Source organism: Dyella sp. A6 (assembly GCF_036320485.1).
GTDB classification, from domain to species: Bacteria; Pseudomonadota; Gammaproteobacteria; order Xanthomonadales; family Rhodanobacteraceae; genus Rhodanobacter_A; species Rhodanobacter_A aluminiiresistens.
In genome coordinates this window covers 1,378,571-1,403,346 of record NZ_CP132911.1, presented here as the reverse complement: position 1 = coordinate 1,403,346, position 24,776 = coordinate 1,378,571, and the positions used below count along the sequence as shown (strand labels likewise).

General features: G+C 67.3%; 20 protein-coding genes. 7 read left to right on the top strand and 13 right to left on the bottom strand.

Annotation, left to right across the window (positions count from 1 at the left end):
- Window positions 1–55: 55 nt before the first annotated feature.
- Both folP and orn read right to left on the bottom strand, forming a co-directional pair.
- The gene (folP, locus tag RA164_RS06070; RefSeq protein WP_329743490.1) at window positions 56–952 is read right to left on the bottom strand and encodes a dihydropteroate synthase; all 897 of its coding nucleotides are present in this window, start codon (window positions 950–952) and stop codon (window positions 56–58) included.
- A gap of 21 nt (window positions 953–973) precedes the next feature.
- The gene (orn, locus tag RA164_RS06065) at window positions 974–1,534 is read right to left on the bottom strand and encodes an oligoribonuclease (protein WP_329743068.1); all 561 of its coding nucleotides are present in this window, start codon (window positions 1,532–1,534) and stop codon (window positions 974–976) included.
- Window positions 1,535–1,658: 124 nt separating this feature from the next.
- Here orn and sbcB point away from each other — a divergent pair, with 124 nt between their 5' ends.
- Together sbcB and RA164_RS06055 are read left to right on the top strand one after the other, a co-directional pair.
- Window positions 1,659–3,104, top strand: a complete 1,446-nt coding sequence (gene sbcB / locus RA164_RS06060) for an exodeoxyribonuclease I (RefSeq protein WP_329743067.1) — start codon at window positions 1,659–1,661, stop codon at window positions 3,102–3,104.
- Between the two features lie 26 nt (window positions 3,105–3,130).
- Window positions 3,131–3,820: a DUF2461 domain-containing protein gene (locus RA164_RS06055; protein WP_329743066.1), complete on the top strand. Its 690-nt coding sequence runs from the start codon at window positions 3,131–3,133 to the stop codon at window positions 3,818–3,820.
- A gap of 4 nt (window positions 3,821–3,824) precedes the next feature.
- Here RA164_RS06055 and RA164_RS06050 read toward each other — a convergent pair whose 3' ends face one another.
- The 3 genes from RA164_RS06050 to RA164_RS06040 form a co-directional block, all read right to left on the bottom strand.
- On the bottom strand, window positions 3,825–6,533 hold the full coding sequence (locus tag RA164_RS06050) for a putative bifunctional diguanylate cyclase/phosphodiesterase (protein WP_329743065.1): 2,709 nt from the start codon (window positions 6,531–6,533) through the stop codon (window positions 3,825–3,827).
- Between the two features lie 422 nt (window positions 6,534–6,955).
- Window positions 6,956–7,732: a TenA family transcriptional regulator gene (locus tag RA164_RS06045; protein WP_329743064.1), complete on the bottom strand. Its 777-nt coding sequence runs from the start codon at window positions 7,730–7,732 to the stop codon at window positions 6,956–6,958.
- Between the two features lie 319 nt (window positions 7,733–8,051).
- The gene (locus RA164_RS06040; protein WP_329743489.1) at window positions 8,052–9,374 is read right to left on the bottom strand and encodes an MFS transporter; all 1,323 of its coding nucleotides are present in this window, start codon (window positions 9,372–9,374) and stop codon (window positions 8,052–8,054) included.
- Window positions 9,375–9,658: 284 nt separating this feature from the next.
- Here RA164_RS06040 and aqpZ point away from each other — a divergent pair, with 284 nt between their 5' ends.
- Window positions 9,659–10,393 (top strand): aquaporin Z, encoded by a 735-nt coding sequence (gene aqpZ / locus RA164_RS06035; protein ID WP_329743063.1) that lies wholly within the window; start codon window positions 9,659–9,661, stop codon window positions 10,391–10,393.
- A gap of 45 nt (window positions 10,394–10,438) precedes the next feature.
- Here the strand turns inward: aqpZ and gloA2 are convergent, their stop codons facing one another.
- The 5 genes from gloA2 to RA164_RS06010 all read right to left on the bottom strand — a co-directional run bounded on the left by gloA2 (window position 10,439) and on the right by RA164_RS06010 (window position 15,353).
- Window positions 10,439–10,849 carry an SMU1112c/YaeR family gloxylase I-like metalloprotein gene (gloA2, locus tag RA164_RS06030; RefSeq protein ID WP_329743062.1) on the bottom strand — a complete coding sequence of 137 codons (411 nt, stop codon included), beginning with the start codon at window positions 10,847–10,849 and terminating at the stop codon, window positions 10,439–10,441.
- 11 nt (window positions 10,850–10,860) lie between these two features.
- Window positions 10,861–11,028: a LiaI-LiaF-like domain-containing protein gene (locus RA164_RS06025; RefSeq protein ID WP_329743061.1), complete on the bottom strand. Its 168-nt coding sequence runs from the start codon at window positions 11,026–11,028 to the stop codon at window positions 10,861–10,863.
- Between the two features lie 116 nt (window positions 11,029–11,144).
- Window positions 11,145–12,101 carry an EF-P lysine aminoacylase EpmA gene (gene epmA, locus RA164_RS06020; protein WP_329743060.1) on the bottom strand — a complete coding sequence of 319 codons (957 nt, stop codon included), beginning with the start codon at window positions 12,099–12,101 and terminating at the stop codon, window positions 11,145–11,147.
- Window positions 12,101–14,494, bottom strand: coding sequence for an NAD-dependent DNA ligase LigA (ligA, locus tag RA164_RS06015; RefSeq protein ID WP_329743059.1), 2,394 nt, complete (start codon window positions 14,492–14,494; stop codon window positions 12,101–12,103). Before ligA ends, epmA begins: the two co-directional genes overlap by 1 nt.
- Window positions 14,495–14,561: 67 nt before the next feature.
- The gene (locus RA164_RS06010; RefSeq protein ID WP_329743058.1) at window positions 14,562–15,353 is read right to left on the bottom strand and encodes a hypothetical protein; all 792 of its coding nucleotides are present in this window, start codon (window positions 15,351–15,353) and stop codon (window positions 14,562–14,564) included.
- 141 nt (window positions 15,354–15,494) lie between these two features.
- Between RA164_RS06010 and dbpA the strand changes: the two genes are divergently transcribed.
- Window positions 15,495–16,874: an ATP-dependent RNA helicase DbpA gene (gene dbpA, locus RA164_RS06005; protein ID WP_329743057.1), complete on the top strand. Its 1,380-nt coding sequence runs from the start codon at window positions 15,495–15,497 to the stop codon at window positions 16,872–16,874.
- A gap of 146 nt (window positions 16,875–17,020) precedes the next feature.
- The gene (locus RA164_RS06000) at window positions 17,021–18,241 is read left to right on the top strand and encodes an MFS transporter (protein WP_329743056.1); all 1,221 of its coding nucleotides are present in this window, start codon (window positions 17,021–17,023) and stop codon (window positions 18,239–18,241) included.
- A gap of 125 nt (window positions 18,242–18,366) precedes the next feature.
- Here the strand turns inward: RA164_RS06000 and RA164_RS05995 are convergent, their stop codons facing one another.
- The 3 genes from RA164_RS05995 to pdxR form a co-directional block, all read right to left on the bottom strand.
- A complete protein-coding gene (locus RA164_RS05995; protein ID WP_329743055.1) occupies window positions 18,367–18,501 on the bottom strand; it encodes a hypothetical protein in 135 nt (44 codons plus the stop codon).
- 64 nt (window positions 18,502–18,565) lie between these two features.
- Window positions 18,566–20,089, bottom strand: a complete 1,524-nt coding sequence (locus RA164_RS05990; RefSeq protein ID WP_329743054.1) for a tryptophan halogenase family protein — start codon at window positions 20,087–20,089, stop codon at window positions 18,566–18,568.
- A 103-nt stretch (window positions 20,090–20,192) separates the two neighbouring features.
- Window positions 20,193–21,686, bottom strand: a complete 1,494-nt coding sequence (pdxR, locus tag RA164_RS05985; RefSeq protein ID WP_329743053.1) for a MocR-like pyridoxine biosynthesis transcription factor PdxR — start codon at window positions 21,684–21,686, stop codon at window positions 20,193–20,195.
- A 237-nt stretch (window positions 21,687–21,923) separates the two neighbouring features.
- Between pdxR and RA164_RS05980 the strand changes: the two genes are divergently transcribed.
- Complete coding sequence (locus RA164_RS05980) at window positions 21,924–23,567, top strand: alpha/beta fold hydrolase (RefSeq protein WP_329743052.1); 1,644 nt, start codon at window positions 21,924–21,926, stop codon at window positions 23,565–23,567.
- 407 nt (window positions 23,568–23,974) lie between these two features.
- The gene (locus tag RA164_RS05975; protein ID WP_329743051.1) at window positions 23,975–24,679 is read left to right on the top strand and encodes a dienelactone hydrolase family protein; all 705 of its coding nucleotides are present in this window, start codon (window positions 23,975–23,977) and stop codon (window positions 24,677–24,679) included.
- The last annotated feature ends 97 nt before the right edge of the window (window positions 24,680–24,776 follow it).

The following is a 24,776-nucleotide window of genomic DNA, read 5'->3' as shown; positions in this document are numbered from 1 at the left end:
GATGATGATGCCGGTGGCGCCATGGAACGCCCGGCACGTTCTTCCCTGTGTCGTGTCAGTCGTCGTCGGGCCAGCGCGGGGCGGCCGGTTTCGACGCCTTGCGCGGTACCGTGTCCCCGGCCTTCACGCCCTGCCACACCGCCAGCACGTCCATCGTCGCGGCGACATCGTGGACACGCACCATGAGCGCACCACGCTGAACCGCGATCAACGCGGCGGCCACCGAACCCGCGACGCGGTCGAGCGGCGCCGTGCGCCCGGTCAACGCACCGATCATCGACTTGCGCGACATGCCCACATAGATGCCGCTGCCCAGGTCGGCGAAATGCTCCAGCGCACGCAGCAGGGCAAGGTTGTGTTCCACCGTCTTGCCGAAACCGAAGCCGGGATCGACCATCACCTTGCGCCGGTCGATGCCGGCCAGCTCGCAGGCGAACAGCCGGTCGGTCAGGAAGCGGTGCACCTCGCCGACCACGTCGTCGTAATGCGGGTCCGACTGCATGCCGCGCGGTTCGCCCTGCATGTGCATCAGGCATACCGGCACACCCAGTTCGGCCGCGGCTTCCACCGCGCCGTCCCGGCGCAGGGCATAGACGTCGTTGATCATGCCGGCGCCAGCCGCCACCGCCGCACGCATCACCTCCGGCTTGGAGGTGTCGACGGCAATCGGCACCTGTGTCTGGGCGACCAGCTGTTCGATCACCGGAATCACCCGGCTCAGCTCGTCCTCCACCGTCACGTCGGCGGCGCCGGGACGGGTCGATTCGCCGCCCACGTCGAGCATGTCGGCACCCTGCCCGACCATGGCCAGGCCATGCGCGACCGCCGATGCCACATCGGCATGGGTGCCGCCGTCGGAAAACGAGTCCGGCGTGACATTGAGGATGCCCACGACACGCGGCCGGTCGAGCTTGAGCGGGCGGCCGTTGCAGTCGAGCACGGTGGCGAACATGTCGTCGAGCACGCGAGTTCCTCAGTCCAGTCCGGCCAGTTCACCCATGTGCTGGCGGTAGTGGCGCAGTTCCTCGATCGAGTCGCGGATATCCGACAGCGCGGTATGCGCGGACTCCTTGCTGAAGCCCCGGGCGATCAGCGGAGCCCACCGCCGCGCCAGTTCCTTGAGTGTGGACACGTCGAGGTTACGGTAATGGAAAAAACGCTCCAGCCGCGGCATCTGCCGATGCAGGAAACGGCGATCCTGGCAGATCGAATTGCCGCACATCGGCGACTTGCCGGGCGGCACCCAGGTACGCAGGAAATCCAGCGTGGCCTGCTCGGCCTCGGCATGGCCCGTGGTGGATTGCAGCACCTGCTGCCAAAGTCCGGACCGACCATGCTGGTTGCGGTTCCACGTATCCATCGACTCGAGCCGGTCGAGCTCGTGGCGTATCGCGAACACCGGCCCTTCGGCCAGCACGTTCAGCTGCTTGTCTGTCACGATGGTGGCGATTTCGAGGATCGAGTCGGCATCGGTATCGAGGCCGGTCATCTCCAGATCGATCCAGATCAGGTTGTCTTCGTTCGCTTGGCTCATGCGTTCTCCTGGGAGCCTGTAGGACTTGGCCGGTCAAGCCAGAAATTCGACTGCGCAGTCTATCAGCACACCGTGCGATGGTCCGGTACCGTGCGATGGTCCGGTACCGTGCGATGATCCGGTCATGCAGACTTTCTTCTGGCACGACTACGAAACCTTCGGCGCCGATACCCGCCGCGACCGCCCGGTACAGTTCGCCGGCATCCGCACCAGCATGGACCTGGAGATCATCGGCGAGCCGGTGATGTTCTTCGGCAAGCCTCCGCATGACAGTCTGCCTCATCCCGAGGCCTGCCTGATTACCGGCATCACCCCGCAGCAGGCCGAACGCGAAGGCGTGAACGAAGCCGAATTCGCCGCCCGCGTGCACGAACAGCTTGGCGAGCCGGGCACCTGCGGCGTGGGCTACAACTCGCTGCGCTTCGACGACGAAGTGACCCGGCAGCTGCTCTACCGCAACTTCTACGACCCGTATGCCCGCGAGTGGGAGAACAGCAACTCGCGCTGGGACCTGATCGACCTGGTACGCATGTGCGAGGCGCTGCGCCCGGAGGGCATCCACTGGCCCACCCGCGACGACGGCTCGCCCAGCTTCAAGCTCGAACACCTGGCCAGCGCCAACCACCTCACCCAGGAACGGGCGCACGACGCGCTGTCCGACGTGCATGCCCTGATCGACCTGGCGCGACTCATCCGGGTCCGCCAGCCGCGCCTGTGGGACTGGCACTTCGCCTTGCGCCGCAAGCAGCGCGTGTTCGAACTGCTCGACACCACCAGCATGACGCCGCTGCTGCACGTCTCCTCGCGCTACCCGGCCAGCCGCCACTGTCTGGCGGTGATCGCGCCGCTGGCTCCGCACCCTTCGCGTCCGGGCGAAATCATCGTCTACGACCTTGCCGCCGATCCGGCCAGCTGGCTGTCGCTGGACGAGGACGACATCGCCGACCGCATCTTCACCGCCCGCGCCGACCTGCCCGAAGGCGTCGAGCGCATCCCGCTGCGCACGGTCCGCGCCAACCGCAGCCCGGCACTCGCCCCGTTGTCAGCGCTGAAAGGCGTGGACCTGGACCGGCTGCAACTGGACCTGGATCGCAGCCTGGCCCACCGCGACAGCCTGCGCGAAGCCCCCGGACTGATCGACAAGGTGCGCAGTGTGTTCGCCCGCGCCGCGGAAATGCCGCCCGCGGACGACCCGGAACTGGCACTCTACGGTGGGTTCCTGCCCGATGCCGACAAACGCCTGCTGCGCGAGGTGCGCAGCACGCCACCGGACCAGCTCGGCAGCCGCCCCTTTCCGTTCCGCGACCCGCGCTACCCCGAACTGCTGTTCCGCTACCGCGCCCGCAACTGGCCCGAGACGCTCAGCGCCGAGGAACACGCGCGCTGGGAGCATTTCTGCCGCGAACGGCTGAGCCGGCCCACGGCACTGACCACGCTGACGCTGGACGCGTACTTTGCGCACCTTGCCGCACTGCGCGAGGACCCCGCCCGCCAGGCCGCGCTGCCGCTGCTCGACCAGTTGCAGGCCTGGGGCGAAGAGCTTGCTGCCGAATACGGACTGACCGCCTGAACCGACTCCATTGCACTGACCTCATCATGCCCAAGAAAACCTATTTCTCGCCGGCCACGTTCCGCTTCCTGCGCGCACTGGACCGCCACAACAGCCGCGATTGGTTCCACGAGCACAAGGCCGACTACGAACGCCACGTGCGCGAGCCCTTCATCGAACTGATCACCGACCTGCAGACCCCGCTGGCGAAGATCAGCCCGCATTACCGCGCCGACCCGCGCAAGAACGGCGGCTCGCTGTTCCGCATCCATCGCGACACGCGCTTCTCCAACAACAAGCTGCCGTACAAGCCGTGGCAGGGTGCGCGCTTCTTCCACGAGCGCAGGCACGAGATTCCGGCACCCTCGTTCTACTTGCACATCCAGCCCGGCGACTGCTTTGCCGGCGGCGGCATGTGGCACCCCGAGCCCGACGCGCTGAAGCGCATCCGCGCCTTCATCGCGGACAATCCGGATGCATGGAAGCGCGCCACCCGCAGCAAGGCGTTCCGCGAACGCATGGGCTTCTGGGGCGAGTCGCTGAAACGCCCGCCGCACGGTTTCGACCCCGCCCACGAGCTGATCGATGATCTCAAACGCAAGGACTTCGCCGCTGGCGAAGGTTTCGACGAGACACTGGCCTGCTCCGACGAGCTGCTGCCCTGGCTGCTGGCCAGCTTCAAGTGCGTCGCACCGATGATCGATTACCTGTGCGCCGCCCAGGAACTGGAGTTCTGAAGGCTCAGCTGCCGTGCTTGGGCGGCACCAGGCTCAGCGGTGCCGTTCCCGAGCGTCGCCGCACGCCAAGCATCCGCTCGAGCGCGGCGGGAGGCAGTCCGGCCGCATAGAGGTAACCCTGACCTTCACTGCATCCCGCGAGCAACAGGAAATCGTGCTGGGCCTGGGTCTCGATGCCCTCGGCGGTGACGTCCAGGCCCAGGCTGCGCGCCATCGCCATGATCGCCTTGACGATGGCCACGTCGTTGGCGTCCTGCGGCAAGCCGGTAACGAAGGAACGGTCGATCTTCAGGCGTGACACCGATGGCAGCTTCAGGTAGGCCATCGACGAATAGCCGGTACCGAAGTCGTCGATCACCACTTCCACGCCCAGCGCGTGCAGGGCCTGCAGCGTGCGCACGGTGTCGTCCCCGAGCCGCAGCATGGTGCCCTCGGTGATCTCCAGTGCCAGTCGGCCCGGTGCCACGCCATGCGCGCGCAGCGTGCGGTCGAGATGCTCGACGAAACCGGCATGGCCGAACCAGCGGGCCGACACATTCACCGCCACCCGGATCGGCGACATGCCGATCTCGTCCCAGGCCTTGATCTGCGCACACGCCGCCTGCAGCACCCATTCGTCGATATGCCGGATCAGGCCAAGACTTTCGGCGACGGGAATGAAATCCGACGGCAGCAGTTCACCGCGACGCGGGTGCTGCCAGCGCAACAACGCCTCGGCCGCCACCACCTGGCCACTGCGCAGGTCGATGCTGGGCTGGAAGCACAGGCGGAATTCGTTCTCGGCCAGCGCACGGCGCAGCTCCGAGACCAGCAGCAAACGCTGGCGGGCATCGGCCTGCATGATCGGGGTGTAGAAGCGGAAGGTGTTGCGCTCGCCATTTTTCGCCGCGTACATCGCCGCATCCGCATTGGCGATCAGGGTCAGCGCGTCGGCACCGTCCAGCGGATAGCCGGCAATGCCGATGCTGGCACTCAGCACCATCTCGCAGTCGTCCACCACCACCGGCTCGGACAGCTTCGCCAGCAGGCGGCCGGCCACCACCCCGGCATCTTCACGCAGCTCCAGGCGATCCAGCAGCACGGTGAATTCGTCGCCACCGATGCGCCCGGCCACATCGCCGCCGCCCAGTTGTCGCCGGATGCGCTCGGCCACTTTCTGCAGCAGGCGGTCGCCGATCGCATGGCTGTAGCTGTCGTTGACGATCTTGAACGCGTCCAGGTCGACGAACAGGATCGCCACCGCCTTGTGCATGCGCGAGGCCACGGCGATGGCCGCCTCGCAACGCCGCTCGAACTCGGCCCGGTTCAGCAGCCCGGTCAGGGGATCGTGGGTGGCCAAGTGTTCGAGCCGGCGGCGCTGATCCTTCAGTGCCTGGATGTTGCTGAAGACGGCCACGTAGTGCAGCACCTGGTGCTGCGCATCGCGGATCGCACTGATGCTGAGCTGTTCGGGATAGGTGCTGCCATCGGCACGCTGGCCGAGCACCTCGCCGCTCCAGTGGCTGCCGCCGGCAATGCCGGACCAGATCGCCGCCTGCAGCGGCGAGCCATCGGGCATGCGGCGCAACTCGTCGAAGCGTCGCCCCTGCAGCATCTGCGCGTTGTAGCCGGTGATGCCCATATGCGCCGCATTCACCGAAATGACCTGCCGGTCCGCATCCGCGATGATGACGCCCTCGGCAATGCTGGCCAGGGCCTCGGCCGCCACGCGCCGTTCGCGCTCCAGCGCGACTCGCTCCGAAATGTCGCGAATGATCACCTGCCGCACCGTGCGTCGGCCCCAGGCGGCGTGGCTCACCTGCATTTCCACAGGTCGCTGCAGGCCGTCAGGACCGTGCAGCATGGCCACCAGCGCCGGGCCCACCGCATGGGTCGAGCCGGACACGAACAGATCGTCGAAGCGCGCGCCGTTCAGGCTGTCCGGGTCGTGGCCGGTCCATTCCGCGGCCAGCCGGTTGGAATCGAGAATGCAGCCGGTGCTTTCGTCCACCATCGCAATCGCCACCGCGGCGCTTTCGAACAGCAGGCGATAGCGTTCCTCGCTGCCGCGGATCCGGTCCAGCACGCGCCGCGCCATGCTGAGCCAGAGCAGCGCCACCGTGAACAGGGCCAGCAGTACCGCCCCGAACAGCAGGCGCCCCAGCCAGACCGCGCCACTGACCATCTGCAGCGCGAAAAAGTTGGTGCGTGGTTCGATGTAGGCGTTGATCGCGTCGATCCGCGCACGCTGACGCGAGATCTCGGCGTGACTGGGACTGCCGTTCGCGTAGTCGCTCTGCAGCTGGCCGGCGATGTCATCCAGCTGCCTGATCGAGTCGTCGGTGGAACGCCAGGCACCGATCGCTCCGGCCATGTACGGCATGCCGGAAAGATGCTCGAGCATGAAGGTCATGCCGCGATCGGCCGAAGGCAGGATGTTGCCCGCCCTGAAGACGCGCTGCACGCTCTTCATGTCGTAATGACCGGAGATGATCGCGTCGCGTGCCCAGCGGTCGGCTTCGAGCAGTGCGTAGTTGCGCTTGAAGTCGTCCAGGTCGTGCGGGTTGCCGCGCGCGGCATAGTTGTCCAGGTCGATCACCGCCTGCTTCTGCGACTTCGACCAGACACTCTCGCTGCTCAGGAATCCGGCAAGCGTCACCTGGACTTGGAACACTCCCCAGGCCAGCGCAAGCACCAGCGCGACAGCTACAGCAAATCCCCACGCCAACGGCATGAGTCGCCGCCAGAGAGGCTGCTGCAAGCTTGCAATCGAATGCATGTCGTCCCCTGTATTGAAAGCCCGGGGCAAGCTGCCTCGAAGCTTCATGCGACCAGGCATATCCGATGTCCGCCCACACTTGTTCCCATGTATCGGCAACATCGTGCCAAATCATGAGGAGCATGTGTTGCCAACTAGCGTAACGATCGAATTTTCGACAGTCTCACGTCAGAAACAAGACGCATGCGTACGCACATTCGCCTCAAGCGGGGATCATGACCGCTCAAGTGTGCATACCACGTATGCAAACACGAGCAGTTGAAGAAGAACGGGAGAGCGCTCGGAACGCTCTCCCGGTGCCTCAATGCAGGATTTACGCGCCGGCCATCCCTGTCTGGCACGCGACGGGTCGGGGGCACCCGCCATCACGCCGAACCTCAGGCGGCGACTTCGCCCAGCAGGTGGGACTCGCGATGCGTGCGGATGCAACGGTCGCCCAGCAGCACCATGCACATGTAGCTGCGCTCGATGCATTCGCGCAGGTGCGCCACTTCGGCCGACGTCGGTGCGTTGCCCAGCAGGGTGCAGACGATTTCCAGCGCCTCCCACGGATGGGTATCGTCATACGCCGCATGCAGGTGCAGCCAGCGCAGGCTGGAGGCACGCACCTCGGGGGCAAAGCTTTCCCGGTACTTCATGCTCTCGTACACCATGTGCGACCAGTCGCCGGTGGCACCCTCGATGGCGTAGTTGGTCGCCACCATGCCGGCCGCCAGGCTGCCGCTGGCACTGATCTCCTCGCACCAGCGATACAGTCCGTCGGTACCTGCCGGCGCGGGCTTGTGCAGCAGGTCCGCGCGCTGCACGCCGGCCCCCTCGGCCCAGTTCAGCCAGTACTCCGCATGGTTCTGCTCGACGCGGATGTTGCGTACCAGCCAGCGCCGGGCCATGTCGTCGCCCGGGCTGCGGCCATAGCGCGTCTTCAGCAGGTTGAGCGCCATGTAGCTCGGGAAACGCTCGATGAAAGGCCACAAGCCCGCCATGAAGTTGTAGGTGGACTCGTCGTCCAGCTCCATTGCGGTCATACGTGCCCAGATTTCGTGGCCCAGCACCTTGCGGCGGGTGGCCTCGCAATCGGTCACCATGTCCTGCGCCCATTGCGGGTAGCTGCTCAGCTCGGTCAGCGGGCCGGTGCGTTCGAATCGGGTATGCATAACGTTCTCCTGAGTGTCGTAAGTGATGTTCCGGCTGTTTGCTTCATCACACGACCGGCAGGGAACCGGGCCCTCGGGCCGGCCGCGACTCCACGACGCGGGACGCCGCGAAAATCCATCTCATTCATTTACCCGGAACCATGGGCCCCGTCCGCCCACACCTGGTCACCCCTGTTTCCCGTACACCGGAAGGCGATGATCGCGCCATACCCGGCAACCTCCATACCCACGCCCGATGCGACGACATGGCAAGCCTGTCGCACCCGGCAACGCACCTGTGCGGCAGCACGAACGCTGCGCCGCCCGGACCAGAGAACGCCTACGCCAGTTCCTGCCGCGTGCCACGCCGCCACATCAGCCAGAGGCTGGTGGCCGCGCCGACCAGCGCCGTAATCGCCACGTAATGTGCCGGAGCCATGCGGCCGGCGCGCGCCGCCAGCCATCCGATCGCTGTCGCCGTGCCCGCGCCGAACACCGCATAGGCCACGTTGTAGGCGAACGACAACCCCGAAAAGCGCACCGCCGACGGAAACGCACGCACCATCACCACCGGCACTACGCCGACCACTCCCACCAGCAGGCCATCAAGCGCATACAAAGGTAGGAACAACCTGCCGCCGGCGGCAAGATCCAGGAACAGCGCATAGGTGCCGACAGGCAATGCCAGCGCACCGGCCAGCAACACCGGCAAGGCACCGAAGCGGTCGGCCAGCAGGCCATAGAGCACGCATCCCAGGCTCAGCCCCAGCGCCGCCAGCACATTGCCCTGCGCCGCCAGTGCCGGCGCGACATGGAACACCCGCTGTGCCAGCGAGGGCAGCATCAGGATCACCACCACGATCGCCGCCGTCAGCATCCAGGTCACCAGCATCGACACTGCGACACTGCCGCGATACTGCGACAACACGACCCCCAGCGGCATGGAACGGCTCAGCTGCCGGCGTTCGCGCAGCTCGACGAACACCGGTGTCTCGTCCAGCCAGCGCCGCAACCAGACCGCCACGAAGCCAAACACGCCGCCGAGCAGGAACGGCACCCGCCATCCCCACGCCAGCATGTGCGATGCGTCGAGCCGCGCACCGAGCGCGGCGGTCAGCAGCGAACCGATCAGGATGCCCACGGTCAGGCCGGCAGTCAGGCAGCCGCAGGCAAACCCGGTGTAACGGGACGGCGCATGCTCGGCCACGAACACCCATGCACCCGGCACCTCGCCGCCCACGGCAATGCCCTGCACCACGCGCAGCAGCAGCAACAGCAGCGGCGCCAGCAGCCCGACCTGCGCATAGACCGGCAGCAGCCCGATCGCCAGCGTGGGCAGTGCCATCAGGAACACGCTCAGGGTGAACATGCGCTTGCGCCCGGATCGATCGCCGAAGTGCGCCATCACGATGCCGCCCAACGGCCTCGCCAGATAGCCCGCGGCGAAGATGCCGTAGACCTGGACCTGCGCCAGCCACGGCGGTGTGTCGCGCGGAAAGAACAGTTCGCTCAGCGGCAATGCCAGGAACACGAACACCACGAAGTCGTAGAACTCCAGCGCACCGCCCAGGGACGACAGCAGCAGCGTACGCATGTCGCGTCGATCCAGCGGCCGCTGGATCTGTGCCGTGGCGGGTGCCGGTGGTGCGCGGTTCTCGATCATCGGCATGCCTTCGGGCTGTGCAGGTGAAGCGGGCACGATAGCGCAATTCGACTGCCGAGCCGCCACCGCCGGGGAACATTCCTATGGACATCACCCCGGCTTCGCCTATGCTGCGGCTGCCCGGCAGGACGCCGTGCGGACCATGACGCCACCACCGCTGCAGGCAGTCGCAACGTCATTCCAGGGGAAATGCAGAACGTCGTTCGATCCGGTTCAAGCGTGTACCCACGGGTGCGATTCCATCCGCGGCCGTCGCACCACATGCCATCGACAAGGAGTACCCCATGGGCAACCTCAGCAAGCGTATGACCGCCGAATTCTTCGGCACTTTCTGGCTGGTACTGGGCGGCTGCGGCAGCGCCGTGCTGGCCGCCGGCTTCCCGCAACTCGGCATCGGTTTCGCCGGCGTGGCCCTGGCCTTCGGCCTGACCCTGCTGACGATGGCCTATGCCATCGGCCACATCTCCGGCTGCCACATCAACCCGGCAGTCACCTGCGGCCTGGCCGCGGGCGGCCGCTTTCCGGCAAAGGACGTGCTGCCGTACATCGTGGCGCAGGTGATCGGCGGCATCGCCGCGGCGGCGGTGCTGTACGTCATCGCCTCGGGCAAAACCGGCTTCGATGCAGCCGCCAGCGGCTTCGCCTCGAACGGCTACGGCGCACATTCGCCAGGCGGCTATTCGATGGGCGCCGCCGCGCTGTGCGAACTGGTGATGACCGGCTTCTTCATCTTCATCATCATGGGTGCCACCCACAAGAGCGCGCCGGTCGGCTTTGCCGGCATCGCAATCGGCCTGGCGCTGACCCTGATCCACCTGATCAGCATTCCGGTCACCAACACCTCGGTGAACCCGGCCCGCTCCACCGGCGTGGCGCTGTTCCAGGGCGGCTGGGCGCTGCACCAGCTGTGGTTCTTCTGGGTCATGCCGATCATCGGCGGCGTGATCGGCGGACTGGTCTACCGTTACCTGTGGAGCGACCGTCCGGCACAGCCCGACATCATCGGCGACCAGGCCTGACCGGCACTACGACGTGGCGCGGCCGAATGGCCGCGCCACGTGCAATCAATCCTCGTAAAGCTCAATCGGCAACGCGTCCGGATCGGCGAAGAACGTGAAACGGCGACCGGTATGCTCGTCCACGCGTACCGGTTCGCAATCCACCCCGCGTACAGCCAGCTCGGCGATCGCGGCACCCAGGTCTACTACCGCGAACGCCAGATGACGCAGCCCCTGCGCCTCGGGGCGCGATGGACGCGACGGCGCACCCGGAAACGAGAACAGCTCCAGCTGCACGCCCGGACTCACTTCCAGGTCGCACTTCCACGACTCGCGCGCTTCCCGGTACACCTCGCGCACGATGCGCAGGCCCAGCGTCTCGCTGTAGAACGCCCTGGAGCGCGGGTAGTCCGAACAGATCAGCGCAACATGATGGATCGCGCGCAGCAGTGGCGCGCGGTCAGTCGCACTCGTCATGACGGAAGCCTTCAGGCACGCGGCCAGCGTTTGAAGAACATGCTGACGCCCACCGCGATCAGCAGCACCGGCCACCACACCGCGAACAGATGGCCCAAGTGCAGGTCCAGGCCAAGGTTGCGCAGCAGGAACAGCAGGCCGATCACGACAAGAATAAGGCCGGGTACGCTGGGCTTCATCGGATATCTCGCGGCAACGGTTCGGTGCGCACCACTGTGCGTGGCGGCACCGCCCGAGTCAATCGGCGCATGCCGGAGCGCCGGCAAGCCGCGACGCGACCGTCGATGCGCGAGCCTCAGGCATCGGCAAAGGGGAACGCCAGCACGTCAGCAATGGCATCGGTGCCGGCCAGGCACATCAGCAGCCGCTCCATGCCCAGCGCTACGCCAGCGCAGTCCGGCATCGCGTCGAGCACCGCCAGCAGGCGTTCGTCAGGCGGCACTTCGTGCAGGCCACGCTGGCGGCGACGTTCGTTGTCCTGCTGGAAGCGTGCGCGCTGCTCGGCCGCGTCGTTCAGTTCGTGGTAGCCGTTGGCCAGTTCATACGGCCCCAGATACAGCTCGAAACGCTCGGCCAGCGGCGGATCGCCCGCTCGGATCCGCGCCAGCGCGCACTGGCTGGCCGGATAGTCGTGGATCACCGTGATGCGCTGGCGCGGAAAGGCCGGCTGCAGTTTGTGGGTGAGCAGCAGGTCCAGCCAGTCGTCGCGCGTGAGTCCGGCCGGATCGATCCCGTAACCGGCCAGCGGCGCCTGCAGCGCGTCGAGGCTGGCGTGCATCGGGTCCAGTCCCAGTTCGTCCAGGAACAGCTGCCGGTACCCCTCGATCAGCACCTCGGCACGCCGCCCCTCCGACACCAGCGCGGCCTGCACCAGGTCGATCGTCTCGTGCATCAGCTCGCGATGGTCCCACCCCACCCGGTACCACTCCAGCATGCTGAACTCGGGATTGTGACGACCACCGGCCTCGCCATTGCGGAACACGCGGCCCAGCTCGTAGCAGTCGCCCACGCCGGCAGCGAGCAGGCGCTTGAGCGGAAATTCCGGCGAGGTGCGCAGCCAGCGTTCGCGCGCGCCGGCATCCACGTGCCCGCTGAAACCCGTCACGAAGCTCTCGATATTCGGATCGGTATTGCCCGCGGCCGACAGGATCGGCGTCTCCACCTCCAGCACGCCACGTTCGGCAAAGAACGCGCGGACCTGCGCGTTCAGGCGTGCGCGCCGATGCAGTGCGTCGAGATCGAACCCGGTCATCACGGCGCCACCCCATGCGATTCCAGCAGGGCCAGCAAGGCGGCCTCGTCCCAGACCGGCACGCCGAGTTCGTTGGCCTTGTCCAGCTTGGAACCGGACGCTTCGCCGGCCACCACGAAGCTGGTCTTCTTCGAGACGCTGCCGGCTACCTTGGCGCCCAGCGCCTCGAGCCGCTCCTTGGCCTGGTCGCGGCTGAGCACAGCCATGCTGCCGGTGAGTACCACGGTCTGCCCCTCCAGCGGCAAGCCGTCGGCCTGGGTTGCTTCGGGCAGTGCATCGAGCAGGCGCTGCATCGCCTGCTCCGCATCGCGCAGTGCATCAAGCTGTGCGGTGTCGGCCAGATAGGCATCCAGGTTGATCGCGGCCGCCTGCGGCAGGCCTGCGGCGATCCAGTGCGCCTGCCCCGCCTGCAGCAGCCGCTCGAGCGTGGGGTAATGACTGGCCAGCAGCGCCGTGCTCTTGGGGCCTAGCTTGGACACATTGACCATGTCCAGCAGCACCGCCAGGTCCAGCCGTTCGCGCAGTTTCGGCGAGGGATCGCCCTCGTCGATGAAGCGGATGCCGGCAGCGAGCAGCGCGTCGACCACCTGTTGGTTGCCGGCCTGCGCGAAGAACCCGGCGATCGATGCCGCCACCTCGCTGCCGATATCCGGCAAGACGCGCAGCACCGGCGCCGGCATGCCGCGCACGAACTCGAGCCGGCCCAGCCACGCGGCCAGCGTCTTCGCGGTGCTTTCGCCGATGTGCATGATGCCCAGCCCGAACAGGAAGCGCGCCAGCGTTGTGCTGCGGCTGGCGTCGATCGCCTCGACCAGGTTCTCGGCCCACTTGGTGGCGATCTTGCCCTGCTTGACCGTTTCCGGGACGGTGCCATCGCGCTCGTCGGCGCGCTGCTTCATGGCGACGAAGTCGTCCACGGTCAGCGCGTAGAGGTCGACTGGCGTCTTCACCATGTCGAACTCGACCAAGGCGTCGACATAGCGCTCGCCCAGGCCATCGATATCCATTGCCCGGCGCGAGGCGAAGTGGATCAGTGCTTCCTTGCGCTGCGCCGCGCAGAACAGGCCGCCGGAACAGCGGAAGGCCGCCGCACCTTCTTCGCGCAGCAGCGCCGAGCCGCACACCGGACAGCGCGCCGGCATGTGCCAGGGCTGCGTGTGCGGCGGGCGCTGTTCGGGCATCACCCGGACCACCTCGGGAATCACGTCGCCGGCGCGGCGCACGATCACCGTGTCGCCCACGCGCACATCCAGCCGCGCCACCTGGTCGGCGTTGTGCAAGGTGGCATTGGTCACGGTGACGCCCGCGACCTGCACCGGCGCCAGCCGCGCCACCGGCGTGGCCGCACCGGTCCGGCCGATCTGGATCTCGATCGCCTCGACGCAGGTTGTCTGTTCCTGTGCCGGGAACTTGTGCGCGATCGCCCAGCGCGGCGCACGCGCCACGAAACCCATCGCGTGCTGGCCTTCGTAGTCGTCCAGCTTGTAGACCACGCCGTCGATGTCGTACGGCAACCGGTCGCGCTTTTCGCCAATGCGGCGGAAGTAGGCGATCAGGCCGTCGAAACCGCGCGCGGTATCCACCTCGGGCGACACCGGAAAACCCCAGGCACGCAGCTGCTGCAGCGTGGCCGAGTGCGTCGGCGGCAGACTGCCGCCTTCGACCACGCCCACCGCATAGGCGAAAAAGCTCAGCCGGCGCCGCGCGGTCACCGCCGGATCGAGCTGGCGCAGCGAGCCGGCCGCACCGTTGCGCGGGTTGGCCAGGGTCTTGCCGTCGTGCCGGCGCGCATGTTCGTTGAAGGCCTCGAAGTCCTTGCGCAGCATGATCACCTCGCCACGCACCTCCAGCACCTCCGGCCAGCCCTCGCCGCGCAGGCGCAGCGGAATCGCACGCACCGTGCGCAGGTTCGCGGTCACGTCCTCGCCGGTCTCGCCGTCACCGCGCGTAGCGCCCTGCACGAACACGCCATGCTCGTAGCGCAGGCTGATCGCCAGACCGTCCAGCTTGGGCTCCACCGAGAACAGCGGATCGCGGCGATCCAGCGTCTGTTCGATGCGCCGCTCGAAATCGGCCACCTCCTGGAAGCGGGTGCGGTCGTCATCGCCATCCTGCTCGAAGGCATTGGACAGCGACAGCATCGGCATCGCGTGACGCACCTCGGCAAAACCGCCGCTGGCACGCGCACCCACGCGACGCGTCGGCGAGTCGGCGGTCGCCAGCTCGGCGTGGGCGTCTTCCAGCGCTTCCAGCTCGCGCATCATGCGGTCGTAGTCGACATCGGGAATTTCCGGATCGTCGAGCACGTGGTACTGGTAATTGGCCTGTTCAATGCGCGCACGCAGGTCGGCGGCACGTGCACGGATGTCGTCGGTAAGGGGCTGGCTGCTCATGCCGGCAAGTTTAGCGACAGGCGCCGCGGCGCGCGTCCCGCGCAAGCGGCGGGATCACCTCGCACACTCAGAACGTGCGATACAGCGACAGGTAGTACGAGAACCGGTTGTCGGCGACGTCGGTGATGTTGCGGCCCGCCGAGAACAGTACCTGCCAGGGGCCGTGCACGGTGTATCCGCCGCCCACATTGAAGCCGGTCGCGGCGGAACCACCGACCGTCTGCGGCGTTTCGTGGAACAGTTCGCCGCCCAGGTAGAGCGCGGGCGTGACCTGCCGCTGCAGCAACACGCCGGTGAACCACCAGTCGTGCTGGCCCGGGGCGTTCATGAACCAACGCCCGGCACCGCCGTAGGCGGTCCATGGCCACCAGTCCTTTTCCAGCCAGACCGGCAGGAAATAGCTGGCGTGGCGATTGCCCAGACCCTGCTGCGCGTTGCCGGTCGGCATTTCGGCCAGCGGGAACGTGGCCACGTCGACGCCATCGTCGGCCTGGTCCATGAAACGCCACTTGAAGCCCAGCTCGACATCGCCCGGACCGTAGGCCGAACGGCCCTGGTCGGGCGCGCTGTAGGCCATCGGCACGACCAGGTGGAAGAAGGTGTCGCGGAAGGCGCTGTAATTGACCTCCACGCCCGGGTACGCGCCGGCGCCGAAGCCGCCGGCGCTCAGCGTACCGGCCGAGAACAGGTAGGCCTCGCCGGTATGCAGCGGCAGCAGCCCCGGATCGTCGGTGAAGAACGGCGGCCCCGCGAGGCAGCCCGCGGCCAGCATGGTCAGCAGCAATACGGCCAGCAGGCTGCGCCACTTGCCATGCATCAGGCTGCCGCCATGACGTCGCATCCCGCCCTCGTCGTCCACGCACCGTCTCCGCCCCATGTCACGAAAAAGGTGTAACCGCGCACGGTCGGGAAAGCAACAACGAAGCGCCGGACACCTCGCAATCCACGCACGGATCACGACAAACCGGGCTCGCACGCCGATTTGGTGCGATCATGGCGAATGACCGATTTCAGCACGCTACCGCTCAAACCCGCCCTGCTCGCCAGCCTGCAGGCACACGACTACACCGCGATGACTCCGGTGCAGGCGCAGAGCCTGCCGCCGATCCTGGCCGGGCACGACGTGATCGCCCAGGCGCGTACCGGCAGCGGCAAGACCGCCGCGTTCGGCCTCGGCCTGCTGCAGGCGCTGGACGTGGACACCATCCGGCTGCAGGCGCTGGTGCTGTGCCCCACCCGCGAGCTTGCCGACCAGGTCAGCAAGGCGATCCGCCGGCTCGCCGCCAACATCCCCAACGTGAAGCTGCTGACCCTTTGTGGCGGCATGCCGCTGGGGCCGCAGCTGGCATCGCTTTCGCACGACCCGCACATCGTGGTGGGTACGCCCGGCCGCGTGCAGGAGCACCTGAAGCGCGGCAGCCTGCATGGCGGCGGCATCAAGGTACTGGTGCTGGACGAGGCCGACCGCATGCTCGACATGGGCTTCGGCGAGGCCATCGACGACATCATCGGACGCATCGCCAAGCACCACCAGACCCTGCTGTTCTCCGCCACCTATCCGGACGCGATCCGCAGCGCCAGCCGACGGCTGCAGAAGGCCCCCGTCGAGGTCACCGTGGAAACACCGGCCGAAGCCCTGCCGGCGATCGAGCAGCAGTTCGTCGAGGTGGAGCCGGCGCACAAGCTCGACGCGCTGGCGCAGCTGCTGGCGAGCAACCGCGAGCAGCACGCGCTGGTGTTCTGCAACATGCGCAAGGACGTCGATGCGGTGGCGCAGGAGCTGGACCGCCGCGGTTTCTCCGCGCTGGCCCTGCACGGCGACATGGAACAGCGCGACCGCGACGAGGTGCTGGTGCGTTTCGCCAACCGCAGCTGCGGCGTGCTGGTAGCTACCGACGTGGCCGCACGCGGGCTGGACATCGCCGCGCTGCCCCAGGTGATCAGCTACGACATCGCGCACGACCCGGACACCCACACCCACCGCATCGGCCGCACCGGCCGCGCCGGCCAGTCCGGCCTGGCGATCACCCTGTGCACGCCGCGCGAGCGGCCCAAGGCCACCAACATCGAACAGGCGCTGGGCGAGGCGCTACCGTGGCGCCCGCTGAAACTGGCCCCACCGCGCGGCAAGACCCTGCACCTGGCACCGATGAAGACCCTGGTGATCGACGCGGGCCGCCAGGACAAGCTGCGTCCCGGCGACATTCTCGGCGCGCTCACCGGCGACGCCGGCCTGTCCGCCGGCGACATCGGCAAGATCGACGTATTCGCCACCCGCGCCTACGTCGCCATTACCCGTGCGCTGGCGAACAAGGCACTGGAACGCCTGCGCGCCGGCAAGATCAAGGGACGCAACTTCCGCGTGCGCGGCCTGGGTTGACACAGCCGGGTTAACCCCAGCTGTCGGGAGCCGATGCGTGCGCAGCGGCTCCGGCCTCCGCGCATGCTATGCTGCGCCGCAATATCCGCTGCAGGAAGCGGCGGATATCGGCCTCCCCGCATCCACGTCCCATCGTCACGCTACCCATGTCCGACAGTTGCTCCTCCACCGCGACGCTGCCCCAGCGTCGGGGCGCGGTCATCGCGCCGATCCTCGGCACCGTGTCGTTCAGCTTCGCCACCTACATCAACATCGGCCTGGCACTGGCGGTGTTGCCGGGCTTCGTCCATCACACGCTCGGCTACAGCGCCACCCTGGCCGGCCTGGCGATCAGCATGCAGTACCTGGCGACCCTGCTCAGCCGTCCGCATGTGGGGCGCATGACCGATTCGCTCGGCCCCAAGCTCACCGTGCTCAGCGGACTGGTGCTGTGCGCGGTGAGTGGTGGACTGCTGCTGACCGGCGCACTGCTGGCGAAGCATGCGGCATTGAGCCTGGGCGTGATCCTGCTGTCGCGGCTGGCACTGGGCTGCGCCGAAAGCTGCGTGGGCACCGGCGCGATTACCTGGGGCATGGGCCAGGTCGGTCACCAGCACACGGCCCGGGTGATTTCCTGGAACGGTGTGGCCACCTATGGCGGCCTCGCGGCCGGCGCCCCGCTGGGCGTGCTGATCGCGCAGCGCTTCGGCTTCGACGCGATCGGCGCCACCACCGTGCTGCTGATGCTGCTGGCGCTGCCGTTGGCGCGCCGGCGCCCGGCCACTGCGGTAGCGGTGGGCGAACGTTCACCGTTCCGTGCGGTGGCCGCGCACGTGGTGCCCTACGGCATGGGCCTCGCGCTGGGTTCGATCGGCTTCGGCTGCATTGCCACCTTCATCACGCTGTTCTTCGCCGAACGCGGCTGGGCCGGCGCCGCCGGCAGCCTCAGCGTGTTCGGCATCATGTTCGTCGGCAGCCGCTTCGTGTTCGCCCGCAGCATCCCCAGGCTTGGCGGCTACCGGGTCGCCATGATCTCGTTCGTGGTGGAAGCACTGGGCCTGCTGGTGCTGTGGCTGGCCGGCAGCGCCCTGATCGCCGCGACCGGTGCCGCGCTGGCCGGGCTGGGCTTCTCGCTGGTATTTCCGGCACTGGGCGTGGAAGCCGTGCAGCGCATTCCGGCGCATAGCCGCGGTGCCGCCATCGGCGTGTTCTCGGTGTTCCTGGACGTTGCCATGGCCATCGCCGGGCCGCTCGGCGGCTGGGTCTCGGCCGGCATGGGGTTCGCCGCCATCTACGCTTTCGCCGCCGTCGCCGCCCTGCTCGCGGTGGCGCTGACCTGGCTGCTGCACGTGCAGGCGCAACGCGCGCCGGCAGGCCCGGCCGCCTGAGCCGGCGAGCCGGTCCGCGCCCGGCACTGGCTCTCAGTCCACCATCGTGCCGTTGCGGAAAACCACAGGCCCTGCGCAGTCCAGCTGCGCCTCGCGCACCAGCCGCGGCAATTCCGGCTGCAGGGTCACGATTTCTCCAGCACCCGTTGCCGGAGCGGCTCCCAGCGCGAGCGAGCCACCCGCACGCGACGCTGCGTGCTCACCTGCACGGTCAATCGCATGACCCCGCCGATGCCGACCTCGCGGAAAGCGATCGTCACATCGACCTCGGCATCGGCGGCCGCCTCGCTGGCAGGCAGTGCGCCACGGTGACGCGCTACGGGTTCAGGCCCGTTCCGGCATGGCCGGCGCAGCGGCGCAATGCTGCCGGATGTAGTCCGCATGCGTAGGCATCGCCTGCACCGCCTGCCCGATCACCTGGCGCAGATCGGCGAGGTATTTGCCGGCATCGACATGAGTACGCATGTCGGCCAGCGGATCATGGCGCTGCGGCAGTATTTCCTGGCCGACCAGCACCGCCAGCCAGTTCGGGTTCTGGAACAGCTCCAGCGACTTGGCCACGGTACGACCGCTGCTGCGGAACTGGTCGATCTTGTATTGCAGCGTGTCGGGAATCGCCATGCTGCCGGTCTCGCGCCACAACGGCGCGTCGTCGCGCTGGGTGGCGTGGTAGTGCAGGATCAGGAAATCGCGGATGCGCTCGTACTCGGCATTCGTCAGGCGGTTGAATTCCTGCGCCACCAGCGGATCGAAATCGCGATCCGGAAACAGCGCCAGCAGGCGCAGCAGCGACGACTGCACAAGGTGGATGCTGGTCGACTCGATCGGCTCCATGAAGCCGGCGGCCAGACCCAGCGCCACGCAGTTGCGGTTCCAGAATCGGCGTCGGCGCCCGGTCACGAAACGCAGCAGGCGCGGATCGCCCAACGGCTTGCCTTCCAGGTTCGCCAGCAGCTGGTCCGCGGCCGCATCGTCACCGATGTAGCGACTGCAATAGACCATGCCGTTGCCCATGCGGTGCTGCAACGGAATGCGCCACTGCCAGCCGGCCTCGCGCGCGGTCGCACGGGTGTATGGCACCGGCGCCTCGGCATGCTCGCTGGCCACCGCCACCGCGCGGTCGCATGGCAGCGACTGCGTCCACGACTCGTAGCCGGTCTGCAGTGCGCCTTCGATCAGCAGGCCGCGGAAGCCCGAGCAGTCGATGAACAGGTCCGCCTCCACCATCCCGCCGTCGGCCAGCGTCAATGACTGGATGAAGCCGTCGTGCGGGCGCAGCGCGACATCCACCACCTTGCCCTCGGTGCGCACCACGCCACGCTGTTCGGCATAGCCGCGCAGGTAGCGTGCGTACAGCGAGGCGTCGAAGTGGTAGGCGTAATCGAACTTCGACTGCACGTAGCGCGCATCGGCGGACGGACGCTCGAAACGCCCCTGCCGCGCGGCGGCCCAGGCGAAGGCGTAGTCCTGCAGTGGTGTGGCGTCGCCGCGGGCGCGCTCGCGCAGCCAGTACTGGTGGAACGGCACCGAATCGAACGGCACGCCGATCTCGCCGAACGGGTGGAAATAGCGCTGCCCCATCCGGCTCCAGTGGTGGAAATCGATGCCCAGCTTGAAGGTGCCCTGGGTGGCCGCCAGGAACGCGTTCTCGTCGATGCCGAGCATGCGGTTGAAACCCTTGATCGGCGGCAGCGTGGCCTCGCCCACCCCGACCGTGCCGATCTCCTCGGACTCGATCAGTTCGATGCGGCAGCTGCCCTGCAGCGCATTGGCCAGCGCCGCGGCGGCCATCCAGCCCGCCGAGCCGCCACCGACGATGGCGATGCGGCGGATGAGTCGGTCATTCATGGTGATGCGTTCTCTGGCAAGGCATTCAAGGAAATGGGACGGCACGATGTCCGCCTCGTCGAGTATTGCATCATCCCGTCGCCGCCAGCACAGGCCTGCCGGCCTACCCGGAAACGGCCTGCTGGCGGCCGGTTTCCGCGATCAGCGCCAGATACGCTTCCGCCAGTCGCGCCCCGGCACGCTTGAGGCTGGCCTCGGGCACGCCGGCATAGCTCAGCACCAGGGTGACGTGGTCCGGGGGCTGCTGGTGGAAGTGCTCGGCGGAACGCACCCGCACGCCACGCGCCAGCGCCTCGCCCAGCAATGCCCCGGTGTCACTGCGTGGCAAGCGCAGCAGGTGCACGAACAGCGATCCGCCCGCCACCGTACCGGTCACCTCCATGGCACTGCCGAGGCGCGCCTGCAGCACACCAAGCAAGGCGCGGTGTCGCGGCGCCAGACGATGCGCGATGCGGCGCAGGTCGCGCAGGTACTGGCCGCTGGCGATGCACGCGGCCAGCACGTGCTGCTGCAGCGATATGCTGCCGCGATCGGCCAGCCACTTGACCGCGAGAAACCGCTCGCGCAGCGAACGCGGCACCAGCATGTAGCCCAGCTGCAGGGCCGGAAACATCGATCGCGCAAAGCTGCTCACATGGATCACCCGGCCGTGGCGATCCAGCGACCACAGCGATGGCGGGCTGTGCACGCCGAAGCGGTGTTCGCTGTCGAAGTCGTCCTCCACCATGCACGCATCGTGCGCATGAACCCATTGCAGCAGCGCACGGCGCCGTTCCTCCGGCATGACCACGCCGGTCGGAAACTGGAAGGACGGCGCCACGTGAACCAGCCGCACACCGTCCAGCGCCGCCGCATGACGGTCGATGTCCATGCCGTGTGACCCCACCTCGCAACACACGGTCCGCGCACCTGCCGCCGCATAGGTATGCCGCACGCTCCAGTGGCAGGGTTCCTCCACGGCGACAGCATCGCCTTCGTCGAGCAGGACCCGGGCAATCAGGTCGTGTGCCTGCTGTTCGCCGCTGACGATCAGGATGTCGTCCGGATCGATCTCGATGCCCCGCTCCACGCCCAGGTAGCCGGCCACCGCCCGACGCAGTTCGACCGCCCCCTGCACTTCCGGAAAGTGCGGCGTGTTGCGACGACGCAGCATCGCCATCAGGTTGTGCACCCAGGCCTTCAGGCTGCGCGGGTCGGATTTGACGCGGGGCTGCGCGAGGTCGATCACATCCGCGCCCGGCGCAGCAAGCGGAGCCTCGGCGGCAGCAGGTAACCCGACTCTGCGGGCAAGCCTGGACAACCGCGGGGCCTGCGGTGCCGTGGCCGGTTCCGCGATCGGTTCCTGCGGTCCGGGCCGGTCGCTGTCACGCACCGTGACATAGGTGCCGCTGCCGGAGTGAGACTCCAGGTAGCCCTCGCTTTCCAGCTGGTCGTAGGCCATCAGAATGACCGTGCGCGACACCCCCAGCGCGACCGCCATCGAACGACTGCCGGGCAGGCGTGCGCCCATCTGGAAGCGCCCCGAATCGATGTCCCGCCGGATCGACCCGGCGATCTGCACGTACATCGGTTCGTCGCCCTGCCGAGTACCCGGCATCCCCAGCCCCCGTGGTGAATCGAAGTGGTCACATCGAAAAAGCCCACAACCGGTCATTTACCGTCCGGCCCATCCTGTCGAATCATGATGCCACGGTTGGCATGACGCCGATCACGCGGCGCCCCACCGCAATCTCCGGCTTCGGGAAACCCATTGCACCCGCCTACGCCTGCCGGTCGCCGGACCCGGCCGACCGCATGTGCTCGACACATCACCACTGACGAAGGAGGCATCGGCATGAAGCGCCTAATGTTGTCTGGATGCAAACTGCTGGCGATCATCGGCTGCGTGACGCTGACCGGACTGGCCAACGCCCAGGGTATCGACGATCACAGCGGCGACCCGGCGTATGCCCGGTACTACCATCAGACCGTGCACTGGGGCAGTTGCCCGCAGTCGCTGTTCACCAACGGCAGCACCATCGAGTGCGCCCTGATCACCGTGCCGGTCGACTGGTCCGACCCTGCCCGCGGCGACATCACCATCGGCATCTCGCGTCCGCGCAATGCGCCCTCCACTGCCCGCCTGCTGCTGGTGAACCTGGGCGGCCCGGACAACTCCAGCGCGTCCATGGCGGAGATGCTCGAGCAGTACCAGCCGCAGGTCGAGGAGGACCATCTGGTGGTCGGCGTCGATCTGCGCGGGATCAGCGACGGCCTGGGCACCCAGGTCAGCTGCAGTGACGCGCCCCGCACCGGCGCCGAGAACTTCATGGACGGCGACAGCCGCAACCCGACGGTGCAGAGCGTGCAGGCGCAGCAGGCCTGGTGGAACAGGACCATCAGCGCCTGCCTGAAGCAGCACGCGGCATTCCTCAAGGGCATCAACACGCCCGACCACGTGCGCGACCTGAACCTGGTGCGCGCCGTGCTGGGCTACCGGCATGCCGACCTGCTGGGCGTATCCAGCGGCAGCAGCCTGATGGCCTATGCCGACCGCATGTTTCCCGACCGCTTCCAGCGCGTGGTGCTGGACAGCAACATGGACTGGGTACACCTGGACTGGCAGCAGCAGGCGATCCGGCAGATGAAGATGGACCAGCTCAACCTGCAGCAGGCGTTCATTCCGTTCATCGCCAGGCACGACGACCACTTCCACATGGGCAGCACGCCCGCAGAGGTGCTGGACACCTTCCGGCAGATCTATCTGGCCACGTCCCAGCACCGCATGGGCAGCGTCACCCCCGACCAGGCGCTGGGCTCGTTGCAGGGGACCGGCATCTGGATCTTCTGGGACCTGCTGGTGTCTCCATCGCTCAGCGCGATGTCCACCGCGCTGGATGGCAGCCCGGCCGACATTGCCAGTGCCGAGCAGATGGCCGCGATGACCTTCACCGATCTGCGCACCCAGACCAGCTTCAACCCCATGTCCGACGTGCTGATGTGCAACGACTCGGGCTCCACCGATCGCCGCAGCATCGCGCAGAAGATCAAGGACGTGCACACCTACTGGGCCATCGGCACATCCACCCTGATCGACAAGTGCCAGCACTGGCCGTGGCGGCCCGCCATCGATCGCAAGCTGGAGTCGCGCACCCGCGTGCATGCGCTGATGGTGCAGAACGGGTTCGATCCGTCCACGCCGTACTCGGGCGCGCTCAGGGACCGGCGGGTCAACAGCGACACCGTGCGCATGGTCTACATCAACAACGGGGCCACGCATGGCGTGATGTTCGATCACAACGCCTGTGCCGCCAACGTCGAGTTCGCCTATCTGAACTACGGCGTCATGCCGGCCAGGGACGTGGTCTGCCAGGCCGCACCGATGCACTCGTTCACCATGCACGACAGCACGACGTATGACTACGGCCACCAGGCCTCCGGCTCGTGGCTGCCACCGCCACCGGACATCCATCAGGTGAGCGGCTCGCTGGTGCCCTGATCCCCACGGCTGCAGAAGCCCCCCAGGGGACAGCGGGCACGAACCGCTGTCCCCGTTTTATCCGAGCGGGAAACTACGACCACTCCGGCCGGTCATCCCGGTGCCGGTCACCGGGATGCGCGCCCTGCTAAAGTCCACCGATGCATGACCGGACATGAGGCCGGTTGGATCGGGCCGATTGAATCAGGCCCGATCGGGTCAGGCCCGATGGACCGGTACCCGGCCGCAGGTGATGCATCTGGAATGTCCGCATCGCCGTATATTCGGAGTCCTTGTGGTGCGGTGCGGGCACCCCATACTGCTCCGTGCCGACTGTTCCGCCTGGTCAGGCGATGCCGCCGGACGTGATCCGTGCCGGGTCATCGCCTCCGGCAGCCTTCGGTCTTTCAAAGCAACGAGGAATTCCCGTGACAAACAACTCATCCATGGTCAGCTTCAAGCGTCCGGACGGCCAAGAGGTCCACGGCTACCTGGCCAGCCCCGCCCAGCCGAAGGGCGCACCGGCCATCGTCGTCATCCAGGAATGGTGGGGCCTGAACGACCAGATCCGCGGCGTGGCCGACCGGCTCGCCCGCTGCGGTTACCTGGCCCTGGTGCCCGACCTGTACCGCGGCAAGAGCACCGTCGAGGAAGAGGAAGCCCACCACCTGATGGACGGCCTGGACTTCGGCGATGCGGTGTCGCAGGACATCGCCGGCGCCGTGGCCTACCTCAAGCAGCATTCGGCCAAGGTCGGCATCACCGGTTTCTGCATGGGTGGTGCGCTCGCCCTGCTGGCACTGAACCAGATCCCGGATCTGGCCGCCGGCGTGGTGTGGTACGGCGCGCCGCCGCTGGAATACCTCGACCCCGGCAAGTTCAAGGCGCCGATCCAGGCTCACTGGGGCACCCAGGACGCGTTCTTCCCGATCGCCAATGTGGACGCACTGGAAGCCATGTTGAAGCAGGCCGGCGTGGCCACCGACTTCCACCGCTACCTGGCGCACCATGCCTTCGCCAACGAAACCGCCGTGGGACCGCACCGCATTGCCGGCACGCAGTTCGACCCCGTGTGGTCCGAGCAGGCATGGGACCGTACCCTGACCTTCTTCGGTCGCCAACTCTGGGCCTGACCGCAGTTTGAAGCCGCTCCCCGACCGGGGCGGCGACACCGTACAGAAACGTGCCGGCGACATCCATCGATCGCCGGCACGCCAGTTTTTGGCGACC

Coding starts and splice junctions, on each gene's coding strand:
- folP (WP_329743490.1), bottom strand. CDS start 952: ATGTTCGCCACCGTGCTCGACTGCAACGGCCGCCCGCTCAAGCTCGAC.
- orn (WP_329743068.1), bottom strand. CDS start 1,534: ATGAGCCAAGCGAACGAAGACAACCTGATCTGGATCGATCTGGAGATG.
- sbcB (WP_329743067.1), top strand. CDS start 1,659: ATGCAGACTTTCTTCTGGCACGACTACGAAACCTTCGGCGCCGATACC.
- RA164_RS06055 (WP_329743066.1), top strand. CDS start 3,131: ATGCCCAAGAAAACCTATTTCTCGCCGGCCACGTTCCGCTTCCTGCGC.
- RA164_RS06050 (WP_329743065.1), bottom strand. CDS start 6,533: ATGCCGTTGGCGTGGGGATTTGCTGTAGCTGTCGCGCTGGTGCTTGCG.
- RA164_RS06045 (WP_329743064.1), bottom strand. CDS start 7,732: ATGCATACCCGATTCGAACGCACCGGCCCGCTGACCGAGCTGAGCAGC.
- RA164_RS06040 (WP_329743489.1), bottom strand. CDS start 9,374: ATGATCGAGAACCGCGCACCACCGGCACCCGCCACGGCACAGATCCAG.
- aqpZ (WP_329743063.1), top strand. CDS start 9,659: ATGGGCAACCTCAGCAAGCGTATGACCGCCGAATTCTTCGGCACTTTC.
- gloA2 (WP_329743062.1), bottom strand. CDS start 10,849: ATGACGAGTGCGACTGACCGCGCGCCACTGCTGCGCGCGATCCATCAT.
- RA164_RS06025 (WP_329743061.1), bottom strand. CDS start 11,028: ATGAAGCCCAGCGTACCCGGCCTTATTCTTGTCGTGATCGGCCTGCTG.
- epmA (WP_329743060.1), bottom strand. CDS start 12,101: ATGACCGGGTTCGATCTCGACGCACTGCATCGGCGCGCACGCCTGAAC.
- ligA (WP_329743059.1), bottom strand. CDS start 14,494: ATGAGCAGCCAGCCCCTTACCGACGACATCCGTGCACGTGCCGCCGAC.
- dbpA (WP_329743057.1), top strand. CDS start 15,495: ATGACCGATTTCAGCACGCTACCGCTCAAACCCGCCCTGCTCGCCAGC.
- RA164_RS06000 (WP_329743056.1), top strand. CDS start 17,021: ATGTCCGACAGTTGCTCCTCCACCGCGACGCTGCCCCAGCGTCGGGGC.
- RA164_RS05990 (WP_329743054.1), bottom strand. CDS start 20,089: ATGAATGACCGACTCATCCGCCGCATCGCCATCGTCGGTGGCGGCTCG.
- pdxR (WP_329743053.1), bottom strand. CDS start 21,686: ATGCCGGGTACTCGGCAGGGCGACGAACCGATGTACGTGCAGATCGCC.
- RA164_RS05980 (WP_329743052.1), top strand. CDS start 21,924: ATGAAGCGCCTAATGTTGTCTGGATGCAAACTGCTGGCGATCATCGGC.